Origin of the sequence: Enterobacter sp. HG048, assembly GCF_024702055.1 — a bacterium.
GTDB classification, from domain to species: Bacteria; Pseudomonadota; Gammaproteobacteria; order Enterobacterales; family Enterobacteriaceae; genus Enterobacter; species Enterobacter dykesii.
The window spans coordinates 310,877-328,844 of sequence record NZ_JANLIZ010000002.1; the positions used below are offsets into that span (position 1 = coordinate 310,877).

A 17,968-nucleotide genomic window follows, 5' to 3' on the forward strand; every position below is an offset into this window, starting at 1 on the left:
CGGGTAGCACTATGTTAACTGAGCTGTTGCGTTGACGCTATGTCAGGAATCCAGGGGAAGTAAAACAGGGCTAATGAGAAAGGTAAAAATTGGACTGGCGCTGGGCTCAGGTGCAGCCCGGGGATGGTCACACATCGGCGTGATTAATGCCTTAAACAAGATGGGCATTGACGTAGATATTGTCGCGGGTTGTTCAATAGGATCGCTTGTCGGCTCCGCTTACGCGTGCGGGAAGCTTCCTGAACTTGAGACATGGGTGCGTTCCTTCAGCTACTGGGACGTCCTGCGTCTGATGGACCTCTCGTGGCAGCGTGGCGGGCTGTTGCGCGGCGAACGCGTCTTTAACCAGTTCCGTCAGGTTATGCCTCTCGAAGACTTCACTGATTGTCAGATGCCCTTCGGCGCCGTCGCGACGAACCTCAGCACGGGACGCGAACTGTGGTTAACCGAAGGGGATATCCATCTTGCCGTGCGCGCCTCCTGCAGCATGCCGGGGCTAATGGCGCCAGTTCCACACAACGGTTACTGGCTTGTCGACGGGGGCGTCGTGAACCCGGTTCCCATCTCTCTGACTCGTGCAATGGGGGCGGATATCGTGATTGCCGTCGACCTGCAGCACGACGCCCACCTGATGCAACAGGACCTCATGCCGGTCAATCTCCAGAGCGAAGATGCCGAGGGCGAGAAACTGGCCTGGCATGAGCGCCTGCGCGGCCGAATCGGGCGTATGGCCGCGCGACGCTCGGTTGCCGCGCCGACGGCGATAGAAATCATGACCACGTCAATCCAGGTTCTGGAGAATCGCCTCAAGCGCAATCGTATGGCAGGCGACCCTCCGGATATTCTTATTCAGCCGTACTGTCCGCAAATCTCTACTCTTGATTTCCATCGGGCTGAGGCCGCCATCGCAGCGGGCTCGTTAGCCGTCGAAAAGAAAATGGACGAATTGTTGCCTTTTGTGCAGACCGCACGTTAAGCACCTTTTTTTGACTACTTCAGCAAAATCTGACAGGCGATAGTGCCGATCGCATGCCACTATTTAGTTACTGTCAGCCAGGGGAGGAACCATGACGCAGCCATTGGCCGGAAAACACATTTTGATTGTTGAAGACGAGCCCGTTTTCCGATCGCTACTGGATTCGTGGTTATCATCGCTGGGAGCCATTACTTCACTGGCTGAAGATGGTATCGACGCCCTGGAAAAAATGATCAGCGTTACGCCCGATTTGATGATTTGCGACATTGCGATGCCGCGCATGAATGGGCTGAAGCTGGTTGAACATCTGCGTAACGAAGGTAACCAGACGCCGATTCTGGTGATCTCTGCCACAGAGAATATGGCGGATATCGCCAAAGCATTGCGTCTTGGCGTCCAGGATATTCTGCTTAAACCGGTCAAGGATCTGAACCGGCTGCGAGAAACGGTCTTAGCGTGCCTTTATCCGAATATGTTTAATTCCCGGGTAGAGGAAGAGGAGCGTCTTTTCCAGGACTGGGATGCCCTGGTGAGTGATCCTCCAGCTGCGGCGAAACTGTTGCAAGAACTTCAGCCGCCTGTACAGCAAACTATTTCACATTGCCGCGTAAATTATCGCCAGCTGGTGGCGGCTGACCAGCCGGGACTCGTGCTGGATATCGCACCATTATCTGATTCCGACCTTGCGTTTTATTCTCTGGATGTCACCCGTGCGGGGGATAATGGCGTATTAGCCGCATTGCTTCTTCGCGCGCTATTTAATGGTTTGTTGCAGGAACAGTTATCGCATCAGGGACAACGGCTGCCGGAGTTAGGCAGTTTACTCAAACAGGTAAACCAGCTTTTTCGTCAGGCCAATTTACCTGGACAGTTCCCGCTGCTGGTCGGCTATTACCACAGCGGTTTAAAAAATCTGATCCTCGTCTCAGCAGGTCTCAACGCTTCACTGAATACCGGTGAACATCATATTGAGGTGAGTAACGGTGTGCCGCTTGGGACATTGGGCACGGCTTATCTTAATCAAATTAGCCACCGCTGTTCCTCCTGGCAGTGCCAAATTTGGGGCGCAGGGGGACGGCTACGCTTAATGTTGTCCACGGAATAAGCAATTGGATCTTAATTTTAAGATTGCTTTACCTGTGTTTTACGCGGAGTGCTACTATCGCTGCCCAGATTCATGCGTATTTGTCCTAATTGATCGGCAACGCGTTCTTTTCAGACCCGGACTGCGGGGCGAGGCTGATATACTCAACGCGTTATTTATTGCATAAAAGTTCAAAACTTGAACAGCTCAGGAGAATTTGAATGGCTGCCCTAAATTCGAAAGTCAGAAAGGCCGTCATCCCGGTAGCGGGATTGGGGACCAGGATGTTACCAGCAACTAAGGCAATTCCTAAAGAGATGCTGCCTCTGGTTGATAAGCCATTAATCCAGTATGTCGTTAATGAATGTATCGCAGCCGGCATCACTGAAATTGTGCTGGTTACGCATTCATCTAAAAACTCTATCGAAAACCATTTCGATACAAGCTTTGAACTTGAAGCCATGCTGGAAAAACGTGTTAAGCGTCAGCTGTTAGAAGAAGTTCAGTCTATTTGCCCGCCACACGTTACCATTATGCAGGTTCGTCAGGGCCTGGCTAAAGGTCTGGGCCACGCTGTTATGTGTGCACATCCTGTTGTAGGTGATGAGCCTGTAGCGGTAATTCTGCCTGACGTAATTCTGGACGAATACGAATCCGATCTTTCCCAGGATAACCTGGCAGAGATGATCAAACGTTTCGACGAAACCGGTAGCAGCCAGATTATGGTTGAGCCTGTTGAAGACGTGACGGCATACGGTGTGGTTGACTGCAAAGGCGTTAACCTTGAGCCGGGCGAAAGCGTGCCAATGGTTGGCGTGGTAGAGAAGCCTAAAGCCGACGTAGCGCCTTCAAACCTGGCCGTCGTAGGTCGCTATGTCCTGAGCGCTGAAATCTGGCCTCTGCTGGCTAAAACGCCTCCAGGAGCGGGTGATGAGATTCAGCTGACGGATGCCATTGATATGCTAATCGAGAAAGAGACCGTTGAGGCCTACCATATGAAAGGTAAGAGCCATGACTGCGGTAATAAGCTTGGTTATATGCAGGCGTTTGTTGAATATGGTATTCGCCATAATACTCTTGGTGAAGAATTTAAAACCTGGCTGAAAGAGAACGTAGGTATTAAGAAATAAGCCACGGTTACATATGTCCGAAACCGGTGAGGCGCTGCCCACCGGTTTTTTTATGCCCTAAACACTTCTGAAACCTGTCTCTAAGTACAGTTATTAAAATTGCCAAATAATGCTTTATGACAGAATGTAAGGGGATGTTTGCGCCAAATTTAGGTTAAAAAAAATCCCGCATTACGCGGGATTTTTCTGAATACTGCAGGATTAATCCTTGATCAGGAAGTCGTCCAGCTGTTTACCTTGTTCGTCCATGGCTTTCTTGATAACAGCAGGAGTGCGGCCCTGGCCAGTCCAGGTTTTAGTTTCGCCGTTCTCGTCAACGTAGCTATATTTAGCAGGACGTGCAGCACGCTTGGCTTTAGTACCGGTTTTAGCTGCAGCCATGCTGTTCAGCAATTCATTTGGATCGATACCATCAGCAATCAGCATTTCACGATATTGCTGCAGTTTACGAGTGCGTTCTTCGATTTCAGCAGCTGCTGCGCTTTCTTCTTCACGACGTTCATTAACTACAACTTCTAATTTTTCCAGCATTTCTTCAAGCGTTTCGAGGGTGCATTCTCTTGCCTGCGCACGAAGAGTACGGATGTTGTTCAGAATTTTAAGTGCTTCGCTCATTGTAGTAATCTCAAACTTATAATGGGGGGTGGTTTGTTGACCTAATAATAGAGCCATAAATTCAGTTGTGCAATAGCCAGGAATGTAAGGAATTCAAAAAATACTAAATAATGCCGCTATTATTAATTACGCTAACTTAAATTTCATCACCCCACAGTCTCGTTTGTTATCAGCTAACCCGGCTGAACCCGGCCGATTGCCTCTTTTTTTTGTGACATTTACCGCAGGAATTATAGTTGCGGCGGAGAAGTATCAGCCTTTTGTATTAGTTCCGCGCCGTGATGTTAAGACTGAAATAGTTAATAAATAGTGAATTTTAAAGAACGGGGATTCCACTATAAAAAGCAGTGTTATGTTTGGGTGAACATATAACATATTGGCCGGATTGAAGGGGTTTACTTCATGTTTTAACGGGCTATTTTCACAAAAAGAAGGTTGTGAACTCCGCGCTGAAACGCTTCCCCTGCGTGCTACATCGCTTATGACCAGACAAATTATGGTACAATGAATCATCGGGAATATTACACATTGATTGGGGTTTTACGGCCAATGGCACAACTTTATTTCTACTATTCGGCTATGAATGCCGGGAAATCCACCGCGTTGCTGCAATCCTCGTACAATTACCAGGAGCGGGGGATGCGTAGCGTTGTTTATACGGCTGAAATTGACGATCGCTTTGGCGCAGGGAAGGTAAGTTCCAGAATAGGGCTCTCGTCGCCTGCCAGACTGTTTAACCCGAAAACCGATCTGTTTGAGGACATTCGCACAGAACACGCTGTTAAGCCCATTCACTGTGTTCTGGTAGATGAGTGCCAGTTCCTGACGCGTGAACAGGTTCATGCCCTTTCAGAGGTGGTCGATGAGCTCGATATTCCCGTGCTGTGTTACGGCCTGCGTACTGATTTCCGCGGTGAGCTCTTTGCCGGTAGCCAGTATTTGCTCGCCTGGTCGGATAAGCTTGTCGAATTGAAAACAATCTGCTTCTGCGGTCGCAAAGCCAGCATGGTGCTTCGCCTCGACCAGGCCGGGAAACCTTATGCAGATGGTGAGCAGGTGGTGATAGGCGGTAATGAACGCTATGTTTCGGTCTGTCGTAAGCATTATAAAGAAGCGCTAGCTGTAGGCTCGCTGACGGCGATTCAGCACGACAACAGAAAATAACATCCGCCTCATTATTCAGGCATAAAAAAACCCGCCATAAGGCGGGTTTTTCATCTGCTGCGGTCAATTAAGCGCTTTTCTTCGCTTTCTTGTCAGCTTTGATGACAGGAACTTCTGTTTTCACAGCGGCAACGTCACCTTCTTTGAATTCACGACCGTAGTAGGTATCCAGCAGAATCTGCTTCAGCTCGGAGATCAGTGGGTAGCGCGGGTTAGCACCAGTACACTGGTCATCGAATGCATCTTCAGACAGCTTATCGACATGAGCGAGGAAGTCAGCTTCCTGAACGCCTGCTTCACGGATAGATTTAGGAATACCCAGCTCAGCTTTCAGGCTTTCCAGCCATGCCAGCAGTTTCTCAATCTTCGCGGCAGTACGGTCGCCCGGTGCGCTCAGACCAAGGTGGTCTGCGATTTCAGCATAACGACGACGCGCTTGCGGACGGTCGTACTGGCTGAAAGCAGTCTGCTTGGTTGGGTTGTCGTTAGCGTTATAACGGATAACGTTGCTGATCAACAGGGCGTTCGCCAGACCGTGAGGAATGTGGAACTGAGAACCCAGTTTGTGCGCCATAGAGTGGCAAACACCCAGGAAGGCGTTCGCAAACGCGATACCGGCGATGGTTGCTGCGCTGTGAACGCGTTCACGTGCTACCGGGTTTTTAGCCCCTTCGTTGTAGGACGCTGGCAGGTTTTCCTTCAGCAGTTTCAACGCCTGCAGAGCCTGACCGTCAGAGAACTCAGATGCCAGCACAGAAACGTAAGCTTCCAGGGCGTGAGTTACCGCATCCAGACCACCGAACGCACACAGTGACTTCGGCATCTCCATAACCAGGTTCGCATCAACGATAGCCATGTCTGGGGTCAGTGCATAGTCAGCCAGTGGATATTTCTGACCTGTTGCATCGTCCGTTACTACCGCGAATGGCGTAACTTCTGAACCGGTACCGGAAGTGGTTGTTACCGCGATCATTTTCGCTTTTACGCCCATTTTCGGGAACTTGTAGATACGTTTACGGATATCCATAAAGCGCAGCGCCAGTTCTTCGAAGTGGGTTTCAGGGTGCTCGTACATGACCCACATGATTTTCGCGGCGTCCATTGGGGAACCACCACCCAGTGCAATAATCACATCTGGTTTGAAGGAGTTAGCCAGCTCAGCACCTTTACGCACAACGCTCAGGGTAGGGTCAGCTTCAACTTCAAAGAACACTTCAGTTTCAACGCCGGCCGCTTTCAGCACAGAGGTGATCTGGTCAGCGTAGCCGTTGTTGAACAGGAAACGGTCAGTCACGATGAGCGCACGTTTGTGGCCATCAGTAATCACTTCATCCAGCGCGATTGGCAGTGAGCCACGGCGGAAGTAGATAGATTTCGGAAGTTTGTGCCACAACATGTTTTCAGCTCGCTTAGCAACGGTTTTCTTGTTGATCAGGTGTTTTGGACCAACGTTTTCAGAGATGGAGTTACCACCCCAGGAACCACAACCCAGAGTCAGGGAAGGTGCGAGTTTGAAGTTGTACAGGTCACCGATACCACCCTGAGAAGCAGGGGTGTTAATCAGGATACGTGCAGTTTTCATCATCTGACCGAAGTGAGCAACGCGTTCTGGCTGGTTGTCCTGGTCGGTGTACAGACAAGACGTGTGACCGATACCGCCCATGGCAACCAGTTTCTCGGCTTTCTCTACCGCGTCTTCGAAATCTTTCGCACGGTACATGGCAAGCGTTGGAGACAGTTTTTCATGTGCAAACGGCTCGCTTTCGTCGACAACTTTCACTTCACCGATCAGAATTTTGGTGGTTGCCGGAACGGTAAAGCCTGCGAGCTCAGCAATTTTGTAAGCCGGCTGACCTACGATAGCAGCGTTCAATGCGCCATTTTTCAGGATAATGTCCTGAACCGCTTTCAGCTCTTTGCCCTGCAGCAGGTAGCCGCCGTGGCTGGCGAAACGTTCACGAACAGCGTCGTACACGGAATCGACAACAACAACAGACTGTTCAGATGCACAGATCACGCCGTTATCGAAGGTTTTAGACATCAGTACAGACGCAACGGCACGTTTGATGTCAGCGGTTTCGTCGATAACAACAGGGGTGTTACCGGCGCCCACACCGATCGCAGGTTTACCGGAGCTGTATGCGGCTTTAACCATGCCTGGACCACCGGTCGCCAGAATCAGGTTAATGTCCGGGTGGTGCATCAGCGCATTGGAGAGCTCAACGGAAGGTTGGTCGATCCAGCCAATCAGATCTTTTGGTGCGCCAGCAGCGATCGCCGCCTGCAGGACAATATCTGCAGCTTTGTTGGTCGCGTCTTTCGCACGTGGGTGTGGAGAGAAGATGATTGCGTTACGGGTCTTCAGGCTAATCAGTGATTTGAAGATAGCTGTAGACGTTGGGTTAGTGGTCGGAACAATACCGCAGATGATGCCGATAGGTTCAGCGATGGTGATGGTACCGAAGGTGTCGTCTTCAGACAGCACGCCACAGGTTTTCTCATCTTTATAGGCGTTGTAGATATACTCAGAAGCAAAGTGGTTTTTGATCACTTTATCTTCTACGATACCCATACCGGATTCGGCAACGGCCATTTTAGCGAGAGGGATTCGAGCATCTGCAGCAGCCAGTGCGGCCGCGCGGAAGATTTTATCAACCTGTTCTTGGGTGAAATTGGCATATTCACGCTGGGCTTTTTTAACGCGCTCGACGAGGGCGTTCAGTTCAGCGATATTAGTAACAGCCATAATGCTCTCCTGATAATGTTTAAACTCTTTTAGTAAACCAGCGCTCGATACGTCACACAGTATAGACAGAGCCGATACGACTTGCGTAACATAAAGTAAAACAAAGAGTTACTTTCTGCGTCAGCACACTAATTTACTAAAAGAGCCTTACCTTAGCATCATCCCTTTTTGTCAGGTGATCTCCCTGGGGGCGTAACCAAGATTACTCACTTCTGAGTACGGAAATCATGATCTGCGTCAATTTTCCCCCAAGCTGATACCTTTCAGCAGGGTTATTTCGTTGAGATTTTTCAAGTGTTAAATAATTACGTAAGTAATGGAAGCAGCGCTATCATTGATTATACATATGTTTAACATCCTGAAATGATAACGTTTTGCCACAGATTTCGAGTGAAGTATGCTAATAAAAAGGGTATCTTCAGCGCGATTTCTCATGACAAATTGTCAGTCCCGGGCATGTGTATAAGCGGAGCAAAACGTGATCCAAACGCTCTTTGATTTTCCAACGTATTTTAAATTTTTTATTGGTTTGTTTGCCCTGGTCAACCCGGTGGGGATCATTCCTGTCTTCATTAGTATGACGAGTTACCAGACGGCGGCGGCCAGGAATAAGACCAACCTCACCGCTAACCTGTCAGTGGCTATCATATTGCTCACCTCCCTTTTTCTTGGGGATGCCATTCTCCAGCTCTTCGGGATTTCGATTGACTCTTTCCGCATAGCGGGGGGGATCCTGGTCGTGACCATCGCGATGTCCATGATCAGCGGTAAGCTGGGCGAGGATAAACAGAACAAACAGGAGAAGTCAGAAACCGCCATCCGCGAAAGTATTGGCGTGGTGCCGCTGGCCTTACCGCTCATGGCTGGCCCTGGCGCCATCAGTTCAACCATTGTCTGGGGCACGCGTTACCATAGCTTGATGCACCTGATTGGTTTTTCCGTCGCCATTGCCATTTTCGCGCTCTGCTGTTGGGGGGTATTCCGCATGGCGCCCTGGCTGGTGCGCCTGTTGGGGCAGACGGGCATTAACGTCATAACGCGTATTATGGGCCTGCTGTTGATGGCGTTAGGGATTGAATTCATCGTTACGGGAATTAAAAGCATTTTCCCCGGTTTGCTGCACTGATATTTCGTATGAAAGAACGGAGCCACGGCTCCGTTTTTTTACGTCATTATCGGTAAATCCTATAACTAAAGTTGAAATGCTCACATATCATAATAAATTCTACTAATAATGTTCATTGCTTGTATTTCAATAAGTTATTAATTCCCGCCAAACCCGCCTGCGCAGAAAACCTTCGATCGATCTGTTATTTTACTCACATGATACTCTGGGGCTTGCTGAGAGATAACCGAAATGATATTAGTAAATTCAACATTCACCTAGATGAATGTGCTAAATAATAACCAGTTGTTAAATTTTTGTACAAAATCACTCGATGATAGCGCAGCGACGCGCGTGTAGAGAAAATTTTCTCTATCTTGTTGAATATCATGCTTTTTTGTCGATGTTCGATGTCTGGCAGGGCTGCCCTCAACGATGCGGTACTCACCGTAAAAGAGAATTGCTTAACAAATTTGCAAAATGTATTGGCGCGCGTTTACGCCATTTGATACTTTCCGGCCTAATATTTTGCAGCATAAAACAAGCAGATGAGAATTATTTTCATATGGTTCTCTTCTCAGATATCCATCGCAGGTCTCAAACAGGGGAGGCCTGTTAAGAATCGACGCAAGACGGCCATACGAGCGGTCAGTAATAAAAAAGTCGGTGATAGCAAGCAGTAAAAGAAGAACCTGACAGCAGCAAAAAAAAACTCCTGCGCTGTACAGGCCCCAACAGGGGATTACACAGCTGGCGAAGGCCAGTCATTATAATGAGTGGAGTACCAACACAATGTCCATCATCACAAAAAAAAATCTGGTAGCGGCGGGGATTTTAACTGCGCTAATCGCGGGCAACGCTGCAATGGCTGCGGACGTTCCTGCAGGTGTTCAACTGGCGGAGAAACAGACGCTGGTGCGTAACAACGGTGCGGAAGTTCAGTCTCTCGACCCGCACAAAATTGAAGGTGTTCCTGAGTCTAACGTTAACCGCGACCTGTTCGAAGGCCTGCTGGTGACAGACGTAGACGGCCACCCGGCGCCGGGTGTAGCAGAAAAATGGGAAAACAAAGATTTCAAAGTCTGGACCTTCCATCTGCGTAAAGATGCGAAATGGTCCGACGGTACACCGGTCACAGCCGAAGATTTCGTTTACAGCTGGCAGCGTCTGGCGAATCCAACCACCGCCTCTCCGTATGCGAGCTACCTGCAATATGGCCACATCGCCAATATTGATGACATCATCGCGGGCAAAAAACCTGTAACCGATCTGGGCGTAAAAGCGATCGATGCCAATACCTTTGAAGTGACGTTGAGCGAACCTGTTCCGTACTTCTATAAGCTGCTGGTTCACCCGTCCGTTTCTCCGGTACCAAAATCCGCCGTGGAAAAATTTGGTGAAAAATGGACCCAGCCTGCCAATATCGTGACCAACGGTGCCTATAAGCTGAAAGACTGGGTGGTCAACGAGCGTATGGTGCTTGAGCGTAACCCGCAGTATTGGGACAACGCTAAAACCGTTATTAATCAGGTTACCTATCTGCCAATTTCGTCCGAAGTGACTGACGTTAACCGCTACCGCAGCGGTGAAATCGACATGACCTATAACAACATGCCGATTGAACTGTTCCAGAAACTGAAAAAAGAGATCCCTAAAGAAGTTCACGTCGATCCGTACCTGTGCACCTATTACTATGAAATCAACAACCAGAAAGCACCGTTCACCGACGTACGTGTCCGTACCGCGCTGAAGCTGGCACTGGATCGCGATATCATCGTGAACAAAGTGAAAAACCAGGGCGATCTGCCAGCGTACAGCTATACCCCTCCATACACCGATGGCGCAAAACTGACCGAGCCAGAGTGGTTCAAACAGACTCAGGAACAGCGTAACGCGGAAGCGAAGAAACTGCTGGCCGAAGCGGGCTACACTGCAGATAAGCCGCTGACCTTCAGCCTGCTCTACAACACTTCCGATCTGCACAAAAAACTGGCTATCGCCGTTGCCTCAATCTGGAAAAAGAACCTGGGCGCGAACGTGAAGCTGGAGAACCAGGAGTGGAAAACCTTCCTCGACAGCCGTCATCAGGGCACCTTTGATGTGGCTCGTGCTGGCTGGTGTGCGGACTATAACGAACCGACCTCCTTCCTGAACACCATGCTGAGCGACAGCTCGAACAACACCGCTCACTATAAGAGCCCGGCGTTCGACAAGCTGATCGCCGACACGCTGAAAACCACTGACGAAGCACAGCGTAAAGAACTGTACTCTCAAGCCGAGCAGCAGCTGGATAAAGATTCCGCGATCGTTCCGGTTTACTACTACGTTAACGCCCGTCTGGTGAAACCGTGGGTAGGTGGGTATACCGGTAAAGACCCGATGGATAATATCTACGTTAAAAACTTGTATATTATCAAGCATTAATGGCAATGAGTGGGGCGGGCATGCTCGCCCCACGGTGTCTAACCAACGTCACATAATATAGGCACACGCCAGAAGGTACGGGCAATGTTGAAATTTATCCTACGTCGCTGTCTTGAAGCGATTCCAACGCTATTTATTCTCATCACGATTTCCTTCTTCATGATGCGTCTTGCGCCGGGCAGTCCATTTACCGGTGAGCGTACGCTGCCGCCTGAAGTCATGGCGAATATCGAAGCGAAATACCACTTGAACGATCCTATCTCCACCCAGTACTTCAATTACCTGAAGCAGCTGGCCCACGGTGATTTTGGACCGTCATTTAAATATAAAGACTATTCCGTTAACGACCTGGTCGCGTCCAGCTTCCCGGTTTCGGCTAAGTTGGGTGCTGCGGCATTCATTCTGGCCATCGTTTTCGGGGTCACCGCAGGCGTTATCGCCGCGCTCAGACAAAATACCAAATGGGATTATGCCGTAATGGGGGTGGCAATGACCGGGGTAGTGATACCCAGCTTCGTTGTCGCGCCATTACTGGTGATGATATTTTCCATCACGCTGAAGTGGCTGCCTGGCGGCGGCTGGAACGGCGGGGCATTGAAGTTCATGATTTTGCCAATGGTGGCATTATCTTTGGCGTACATCGCCAGTATCGCGCGTATCACCCGTGGTTCAATGATCGAAGTGCTGCACTCGAACTTCATTCGTACCGCGCGCGCTAAAGGGCTGCCGATGCGTCGGATTATCTTCCGCCACGCGCTCAAACCGGCGCTGTTGCCCGTGCTCTCCTATATGGGACCGGCATTCGTTGGGATCATCACCGGCTCTATGGTTATCGAAACAATCTACGGCCTGCCTGGCATTGGTCAGCTGTTCGTTAACGGCGCGCTCAACCGCGACTATTCGCTGGTGCTGAGCCTGACCATTCTCGTCGGTGCGCTGACCATTCTCTTTAACGCTATTGTCGATGTGCTGTACGCCGTCATCGACCCGAAAATTCGTTACTAACGCTGGAGCACGCCATGATGTTGAGTAAGAAAAACAGCGAGGCGCTGGAAAACTTCAGTGAAAAACTGGAAGTAGAAGGTCGTAGCCTCTGGCAGGATGCGCGCCGTCGCTTTATGCACAACCGTGCAGCGGTTGCCAGTCTGGTTGTTCTGGTGATCATCGCGCTGTTTGTGACCCTGGCGCCGATGCTGTCGCAATTTACCTATTTCGACACCGACTGGGGCATGATGTCCAGCGCGCCGGATATGGAATCAGGCCACTATTTTGGCACGGACTCCTCGGGACGCGACCTGCTGGTGCGTGTCGCTATCGGTGGCCGTATCTCGCTGATGGTCGGTATTGCTGCCGCGCTGGTCGCGGTGATCGTGGGTACGCTCTATGGTTCACTTTCCGGCTACCTCGGCGGCAAAATAGACTCGGTAATGATGCGTCTGCTGGAAATCCTGAACTCCTTCCCGTTTATGTTCTTCGTCATACTGCTGGTGACCTTCTTCGGCCAGAATATCCTGCTGATCTTCGTGGCTATCGGGATGGTTTCCTGGCTGGATATGGCGCGTATTGTTCGCGGCCAGACGCTGAGCCTCAAACGCAAAGAGTTTATCGAAGCTGCACAGGTTGGCGGTGTGTCCACCGGGAATATCGTGGTTCGCCATATCGTTCCTAACGTGCTGGGCGTGGTGGTGGTTTATGCCTCACTGCTGGTACCAAGCATGATCCTGTTTGAATCTTTCCTGAGCTTCCTGGGTCTCGGTACACAAGAGCCTCTGAGCAGCTGGGGCGCGCTGCTGAGCGATGGCGCAAACTCGATGGAAGTTTCACCGTGGCTGCTGCTTTATCCGGCGGGTTTCCTGGTCGTCACCCTGTTTTGTTTTAACTTTATCGGCGATGGCCTGCGTGATGCCCTCGACCCGAAAGACCGTTAAGGAGCGCCGTCATGACAATTATTGAAACGGCCACTGCGCCACAGGCGCAACAGCAGAATAATCTTCTGCTGGATGTGAAAGACCTCCGCGTGACCTTTAAAACGCCGGACGGGGATGTTACCGCCGTCAACGATCTCAACTTCAACCTGCGCGCGGGTGAAACGCTGGGGATCGTAGGGGAATCCGGTTCAGGAAAATCCCAGACAGCCTTTGCGCTGATGGGCCTGCTGGCCGCAAACGGCGTGATTGGCGGTTCCGCGAAATTCAACGGTCGTGAAATCCTTAACCTGCCAGAACACGAGCTGAACAAGCTGCGCGCTGAGCAGATCTCGATGATTTTCCAGGATCCTATGACCTCGCTGAACCCGTATATGCGCGTCGGCGAGCAGCTGATGGAAGTCCTGATGCTGCACAAAGGCCTGGGCAAAGCCGAAGCTTTTGAAGAGTCGGTCAAAATGCTCGATGCGGTGAAAATGCCGGAAGCGCGTAAGCGTATGCGCATGTTCCCGCACGAGTTTTCTGGCGGTATGCGTCAGCGCGTGATGATTGCGATGGCGCTGCTGTGCAGGCCTAAGCTGCTGATTGCCGATGAACCTACCACCGCGCTGGACGTTACCGTTCAGGCGCAAATCATGACCCTGTTGAACGAGCTTAAGCGCGAGTTCAACACGGCGATTATCATGATCACCCACGACCTGGGCGTGGTGGCCGGCATCTGCGACAAAGTGCTGGTGATGTACGCCGGTCGAACCATGGAATACGGCAAAGCGCGCGATGTCTTCTATCAGCCTGCGCACCCGTACTCGATTGGTCTGTTGAATGCGGTGCCGCGTTTGGATGCGGAAGGGGAATCCCTGCTCACCATTCCGGGCAACCCGCCAAACCTGCTGCGTCTGCCGAAAGGCTGTCCATTCCAGCCGCGCTGCCCGCACGCGATGGAAATCTGCAACAGCGCTCCGCCGCTGGAAGAGTTTGCACCAGGCCGTCTGCGCGCCTGCTTTAAGCCGCAGGAGGAGCTGGTATGAACGCATTAGATGAAAAACGCAACGTGCTGCTCGAAATTGCCGATCTTAAGGTGCATTTCGATATTAAAGACGGCAAACAGTGGTTCTGGCAGCCGCCGAAGACCCTGAAAGCGGTGGATGGCGTCACGCTGCGCCTGTACGAAGGGGAAACCCTTGGCGTGGTGGGTGAATCCGGCTGCGGGAAATCGACCTTTGCGCGAGCCATTATCGGTCTGGTCAAAGCCACCGACGGTAAAGTGGCCTGGCTGGGTAAAGATCTGCTGGGCATGAAGCCCGACGAGTGGCGCGAGGTGCGCAGCGATATCCAGATGATTTTCCAGGATCCGCTGGCATCATTAAACCCGCGTATGACCATCGGCGAGATTATTGCCGAGCCGCTGCGGACCTATCATCCAAAGATGTCTCGTCAGGAAGTGCGCGATCGCGTTAAGGCAATGATGATGAAAGTCGGCCTGTTGCCAAACCTCATCAACCGCTATCCGCATGAGTTCTCCGGCGGTCAGTGCCAGCGTATTGGTATTGCCCGTGCGCTGATCCTCGAACCGAAGCTGATTATTTGTGATGAGCCGGTTTCCGCGCTGGACGTGTCCATTCAGGCGCAGGTGGTTAACCTGCTGCAGAAGCTGCAGCGCGAAATGGGGCTGTCGCTGATCTTTATCGCGCATGACCTGGCCGTGGTGAAACACATTTCTGACCGCGTGCTGGTGATGTATCTGGGGCATGCCGTGGAGCTGGGCACCTATGACGAGGTATACCATAATCCATTGCACCCATACACCAGAGCGCTGATGTCCGCGGTGCCGATCCCCGATCCGGATCTGGAAAAGAATAAAACCATCCAGCTTCTGGAAGGGGAATTACCCTCACCGATTAACCCACCGTCAGGCTGCGTCTTCCGCACGCGCTGCCCAATGGCCGGGCCGGAATGTGCAAAAACGCGACCGGTTCTCGAAGGCAGTTTCCGACATGCGGTTTCCTGCCTGAAAGTAGACCCGTTATAATCGCAAGGGCTGACATGATGTCAGCCCTTATTTTTTGCGAGGTTACTGTGTCGCGTTTATTCACGTCAGCCCGTCGGCGGCTATATCATTTTTTATTCGATCCTGAAACGGTATCCGGACGACGCTTCGAAGGTCTGTGCGGTTTATTTGCGCTCCTCAGCGTGGTTGTCATCTTTATTGAATCGGGTGCCGGGACGCAATACCACCTGACCTTTGACGAATGGCATATCTTTGTCTGGCTTGAGCTGGCGATTACCCTGGTTTTTACCGCTGAATATCTCCTCCGGGTAATAGCCTGGCCCAACCCGGCCCGATATGTTTTCAGCTTCTGGGGATTTATTGATTTAGCCACCATTCTACCGCTCTACGTCATGTGGCTGTGGCCGGAAATCAGCCTGAGCTATGTCTTTGCCTGGCGAGCGATGCGCGTGATTCGCGTCTTACGTATTCTAAAATTACTGCGCTTTATGCCATCATTGCGCGTGTTCTGGAGCGCAATCGTCAGCGCCCGGCATCAGCTTATTTTGTTCTACTCCTTTATTGCCATCGTCATGATTGTTTTTGGCGCGCTGATGTATTTAATAGAAGGGCCCAAATATGGCTTTACGACGCTCAATGCGTCCGTCTACTGGGCCATTGTGACCGTCACGACCGTGGGTTACGGTGATATCACGCCCCATACGCCACTGGGCCGCATCGTGGCATCTGTGTTGATTTTGATTGGCTATTCGGTCATTGCGATCCCGACGGGACTTATTACCACACACATGAGCAGCGCCTTTCAGAGCCGCAAGCAGCAGCGCAAGTGTCCTCATTGCCAGCAGGGCGAACATGAACACGACGCGCGGTTTTGTCACCGCTGCGGCAGTAAATTACCGGAGTAAATAAAAAAGGCTGCAATCGCAGCCTTTTTTATTATTCGCGCCAGAGAATATGGCACAGCTTGTGGTCTTTCTCTCGACAGAGCAGAACGCGCGCGAAAATATCGTTAATTTCGCCGCCGTCTTCATCGGCCAGCCCAATCACCACTTCGGCAAAGAAGTCCGGATTCAGGTCGAAATCCACATGCTCAGCCCAGTCTTCTGAAGGGTCGAACAATTCGGCGCCGCCGCGTTCTTCGAACTGCAGATTGAAGAGGATCACGTCTGCGGGATCGAGGTTATCAACCGCCAGTTCGAGAAAAATGTCATAGGCCTGCTCGAGCGTTTCGTCTTCGGTCAGGCGATTGTTCAGATCCATTTCCATGATGACTACCTGTTTAACATCGTTGGGCACGTTTTACAGCAACGGACTAAAGAAGTAAAACAGTCGTTCGGCAATTCTCTGCCACAGCGGACGTTTTACCCACAGTCTGGCATCCAGTAGCCGCGAGCGGGAGATATAATCATCCTGCACCGCCGCGAGATCGCCGCCAAAGCCGGCATCATCAATGACCAGCGTGATTTCAAAGTTAAGCCACAGGCTGCGCATATCCAGGTTGACCGTGCCCACCAGGCTCAGCTCACCGTCGACGAGAACGCTCTTGGTGTGGAGCAATCCGCCTTCAAACTGGTAAATTTTTACACCTGCGGCCAGCAGTTCGCTGAAGAATGCCCGGCTGGCCCAGCCCACCAGTAGGGAGTCATTTTTGCGAGGCAAAATGATGCTGACATCGACACCGCGCTGCGCGGCGGTACAAATCGCGTGCAGGAGGTCGTCGCTGGGGACAAAGTAGGGCGTCGTCATGATCAGATATTCACGCGCCGAGTAGGTTGCCGTCAGCAGCGCCTGATGAATTAAGTCCTCCGGGAAGCCCGGCCCTGAAGCAATGGTATGAATGGTGTGACCGCTGGCCTCTTCAAACGGCATAATATTGCCGTCCGGCGGTGGCGGCAGGATACGCTTGCCGGTTTCAATCTCCCAGTCGCAGGAATAAACGATGCCCATCGAGGTGGCAATCGGACCTTCCATTCGCGCCATCAAATCAACCCATTGACCTACGCCCGAGTCCTGCTTGAAGAAGCGCGGATCAACCATATTCATACTGCCGGTGTAGGCAATATAGTTATCGATCATGACCATTTTGCGATGCTGACGGAGATCCATCCGGCGCAGAAACACGCGCAGGAGATTCACCTTCAGCGCTTCAACCACTTCGATCCCGGCATTACGCATCATGCCGGCCCAGGGGCTACGGAAAAATGCCACGCTACCCGCGGAGTCGAGCATCAGGCGGCAATGAATGCCGCGCCGCGCGGCGGCCATCAGCGACTCAGCGACCTGATCAGCCATCCCGCCGGGCTGCCAGATATAAAAAACCATCTCGATATTATGGCGAGCCAGCTGAATATCGCGGATTAACGCCTGCATGACGTCGTCGGACGAGGTCAGCAGCTGCAGTTGATTGCCCTTAACGCCTCCAATCCCCTGGCGGCGCTCGCACAGCTTAAACAGTGAGGAGGCGACGCTGCTGTTCTCCTCGGCAAATATATGTTTGCAGGCTTTGAGGTCGTTCAGCCACTTCGCGGTGGAGGGCCACATGGCACGGGCGCGCTCGGCGCGGCGTTTACCCAGATGAAGCTCACCGAAAGAGAGATAGGCAATAATTCCCACCAGCGGGAGGATATAAATGATCAGAAGCCAGGCCATGGCAGAGGGTACGGCTCTGCGCTTCATCAGGATGCGTAATGTCACACCCGCGATTAACAGCCAGTATCCCAGAATGACCAGCCAACTCACCACGGTGTAGAAGGTTGTCATAGGTAAAAAATCCTTTTGAAAGCGTATTGTT

At 51.4% G+C, this 17,968-nt stretch carries 15 protein-coding genes; 11 read left to right on the forward strand and 4 right to left on the reverse strand.

All coding sequences use genetic code 11. The features are described 5' to 3' along the window. The first annotated feature begins 73 nt into the window (after positions 1–73). From rssA to galU, 3 genes are all read left to right on the forward strand, one after another. Positions 74–976, forward strand: a complete 903-nt coding sequence (gene rssA / locus NUX24_RS04790) for a patatin-like phospholipase RssA (RefSeq protein WP_029741684.1) — start codon at positions 74–76, stop codon at positions 974–976. Positions 977–1,067: 91 nt separating this feature from the next. Continuing rightward, positions 1,068–2,081 carry a two-component system response regulator RssB gene (gene rssB / locus NUX24_RS04795; protein ID WP_047651161.1) on the forward strand — a complete coding sequence of 338 codons (1,014 nt, stop codon included), beginning with the start codon at positions 1,068–1,070 and terminating at the stop codon, positions 2,079–2,081. 200 nt (positions 2,082–2,281) lie between these two features. Then, entirely contained in the window at positions 2,282–3,190 is a 909-nt protein-coding gene (gene galU / locus NUX24_RS04800; protein WP_047651160.1) for a UTP--glucose-1-phosphate uridylyltransferase GalU, read from the forward strand. Positions 3,191–3,391: 201 nt separating this feature from the next. Here the strand turns inward: galU and hns are convergent, their stop codons facing one another. Then, a complete protein-coding gene (gene hns / locus NUX24_RS04805) occupies positions 3,392–3,805 on the reverse strand; it encodes a histone-like nucleoid-structuring protein H-NS (RefSeq protein WP_008502781.1) in 414 nt (137 codons plus the stop codon). A 549-nt stretch (positions 3,806–4,354) separates the two neighbouring features. Between hns and tdk the strand changes: the two genes are divergently transcribed. Further along, entirely contained in the window at positions 4,355–4,969 is a 615-nt protein-coding gene (tdk, locus tag NUX24_RS04810) for a thymidine kinase (RefSeq protein WP_047651159.1), read from the forward strand. Between the two features lie 67 nt (positions 4,970–5,036). Here tdk and adhE read toward each other — a convergent pair whose 3' ends face one another. Continuing rightward, complete coding sequence (gene adhE, locus NUX24_RS04815; protein ID WP_047651158.1) at positions 5,037–7,715, reverse strand: bifunctional acetaldehyde-CoA/alcohol dehydrogenase; 2,679 nt, start codon at positions 7,713–7,715, stop codon at positions 5,037–5,039. Between the two features lie 478 nt (positions 7,716–8,193). Between adhE and NUX24_RS04820 the strand changes: the two genes are divergently transcribed. From NUX24_RS04820 to NUX24_RS04850, 7 genes are all read left to right on the forward strand, one after another. Next, the gene (locus NUX24_RS04820; protein WP_021240330.1) at positions 8,194–8,841 is read left to right on the forward strand and encodes a YchE family NAAT transporter; all 648 of its coding nucleotides are present in this window, start codon (positions 8,194–8,196) and stop codon (positions 8,839–8,841) included. A 771-nt stretch (positions 8,842–9,612) separates the two neighbouring features. Then, positions 9,613–11,244 carry an oligopeptide ABC transporter substrate-binding protein OppA gene (gene oppA, locus NUX24_RS04825; RefSeq protein ID WP_126328756.1) on the forward strand — a complete coding sequence of 544 codons (1,632 nt, stop codon included), beginning with the start codon at positions 9,613–9,615 and terminating at the stop codon, positions 11,242–11,244. An 84-nt stretch (positions 11,245–11,328) separates the two neighbouring features. Next, a complete protein-coding gene (gene oppB / locus NUX24_RS04830; protein ID WP_257830127.1) occupies positions 11,329–12,249 on the forward strand; it encodes an oligopeptide ABC transporter permease OppB in 921 nt (306 codons plus the stop codon). Between the two features lie 14 nt (positions 12,250–12,263). Beyond that, entirely contained in the window at positions 12,264–13,172 is a 909-nt protein-coding gene (oppC, locus tag NUX24_RS04835; RefSeq protein WP_023312096.1) for an oligopeptide ABC transporter permease OppC, read from the forward strand. Positions 13,173–13,183: 11 nt separating this feature from the next. Further along, a complete protein-coding gene (locus tag NUX24_RS04840; protein ID WP_023312095.1) occupies positions 13,184–14,197 on the forward strand; it encodes an ABC transporter ATP-binding protein in 1,014 nt (337 codons plus the stop codon). Continuing rightward, on the forward strand, positions 14,194–15,198 hold the full coding sequence (gene oppF / locus NUX24_RS04845; RefSeq protein ID WP_023312094.1) for a murein tripeptide/oligopeptide ABC transporter ATP-binding protein OppF: 1,005 nt from the start codon (positions 14,194–14,196) through the stop codon (positions 15,196–15,198). Before NUX24_RS04840 ends, oppF begins: the two co-directional genes overlap by 4 nt. Positions 15,199–15,212: 14 nt before the next feature. Then, positions 15,213–16,082 (forward strand): ion transporter, encoded by an 870-nt coding sequence (locus tag NUX24_RS04850; protein WP_047651155.1) that lies wholly within the window; start codon positions 15,213–15,215, stop codon positions 16,080–16,082. Positions 16,083–16,113: 31 nt separating this feature from the next. On the opposite strand, the gene NUX24_RS04855 is transcribed toward NUX24_RS04850, so the two are convergent. Together NUX24_RS04855 and cls are read right to left on the reverse strand one after the other, a co-directional pair. Next, the gene (locus NUX24_RS04855) at positions 16,114–16,443 is read right to left on the reverse strand and encodes an HI1450 family dsDNA-mimic protein (RefSeq protein ID WP_006810881.1); all 330 of its coding nucleotides are present in this window, start codon (positions 16,441–16,443) and stop codon (positions 16,114–16,116) included. A gap of 33 nt (positions 16,444–16,476) precedes the next feature. Continuing rightward, complete coding sequence (cls, locus tag NUX24_RS04860) at positions 16,477–17,937, reverse strand: cardiolipin synthase (RefSeq protein ID WP_028013424.1); 1,461 nt, start codon at positions 17,935–17,937, stop codon at positions 16,477–16,479. Positions 17,938–17,968 lie beyond the last annotated feature (31 nt).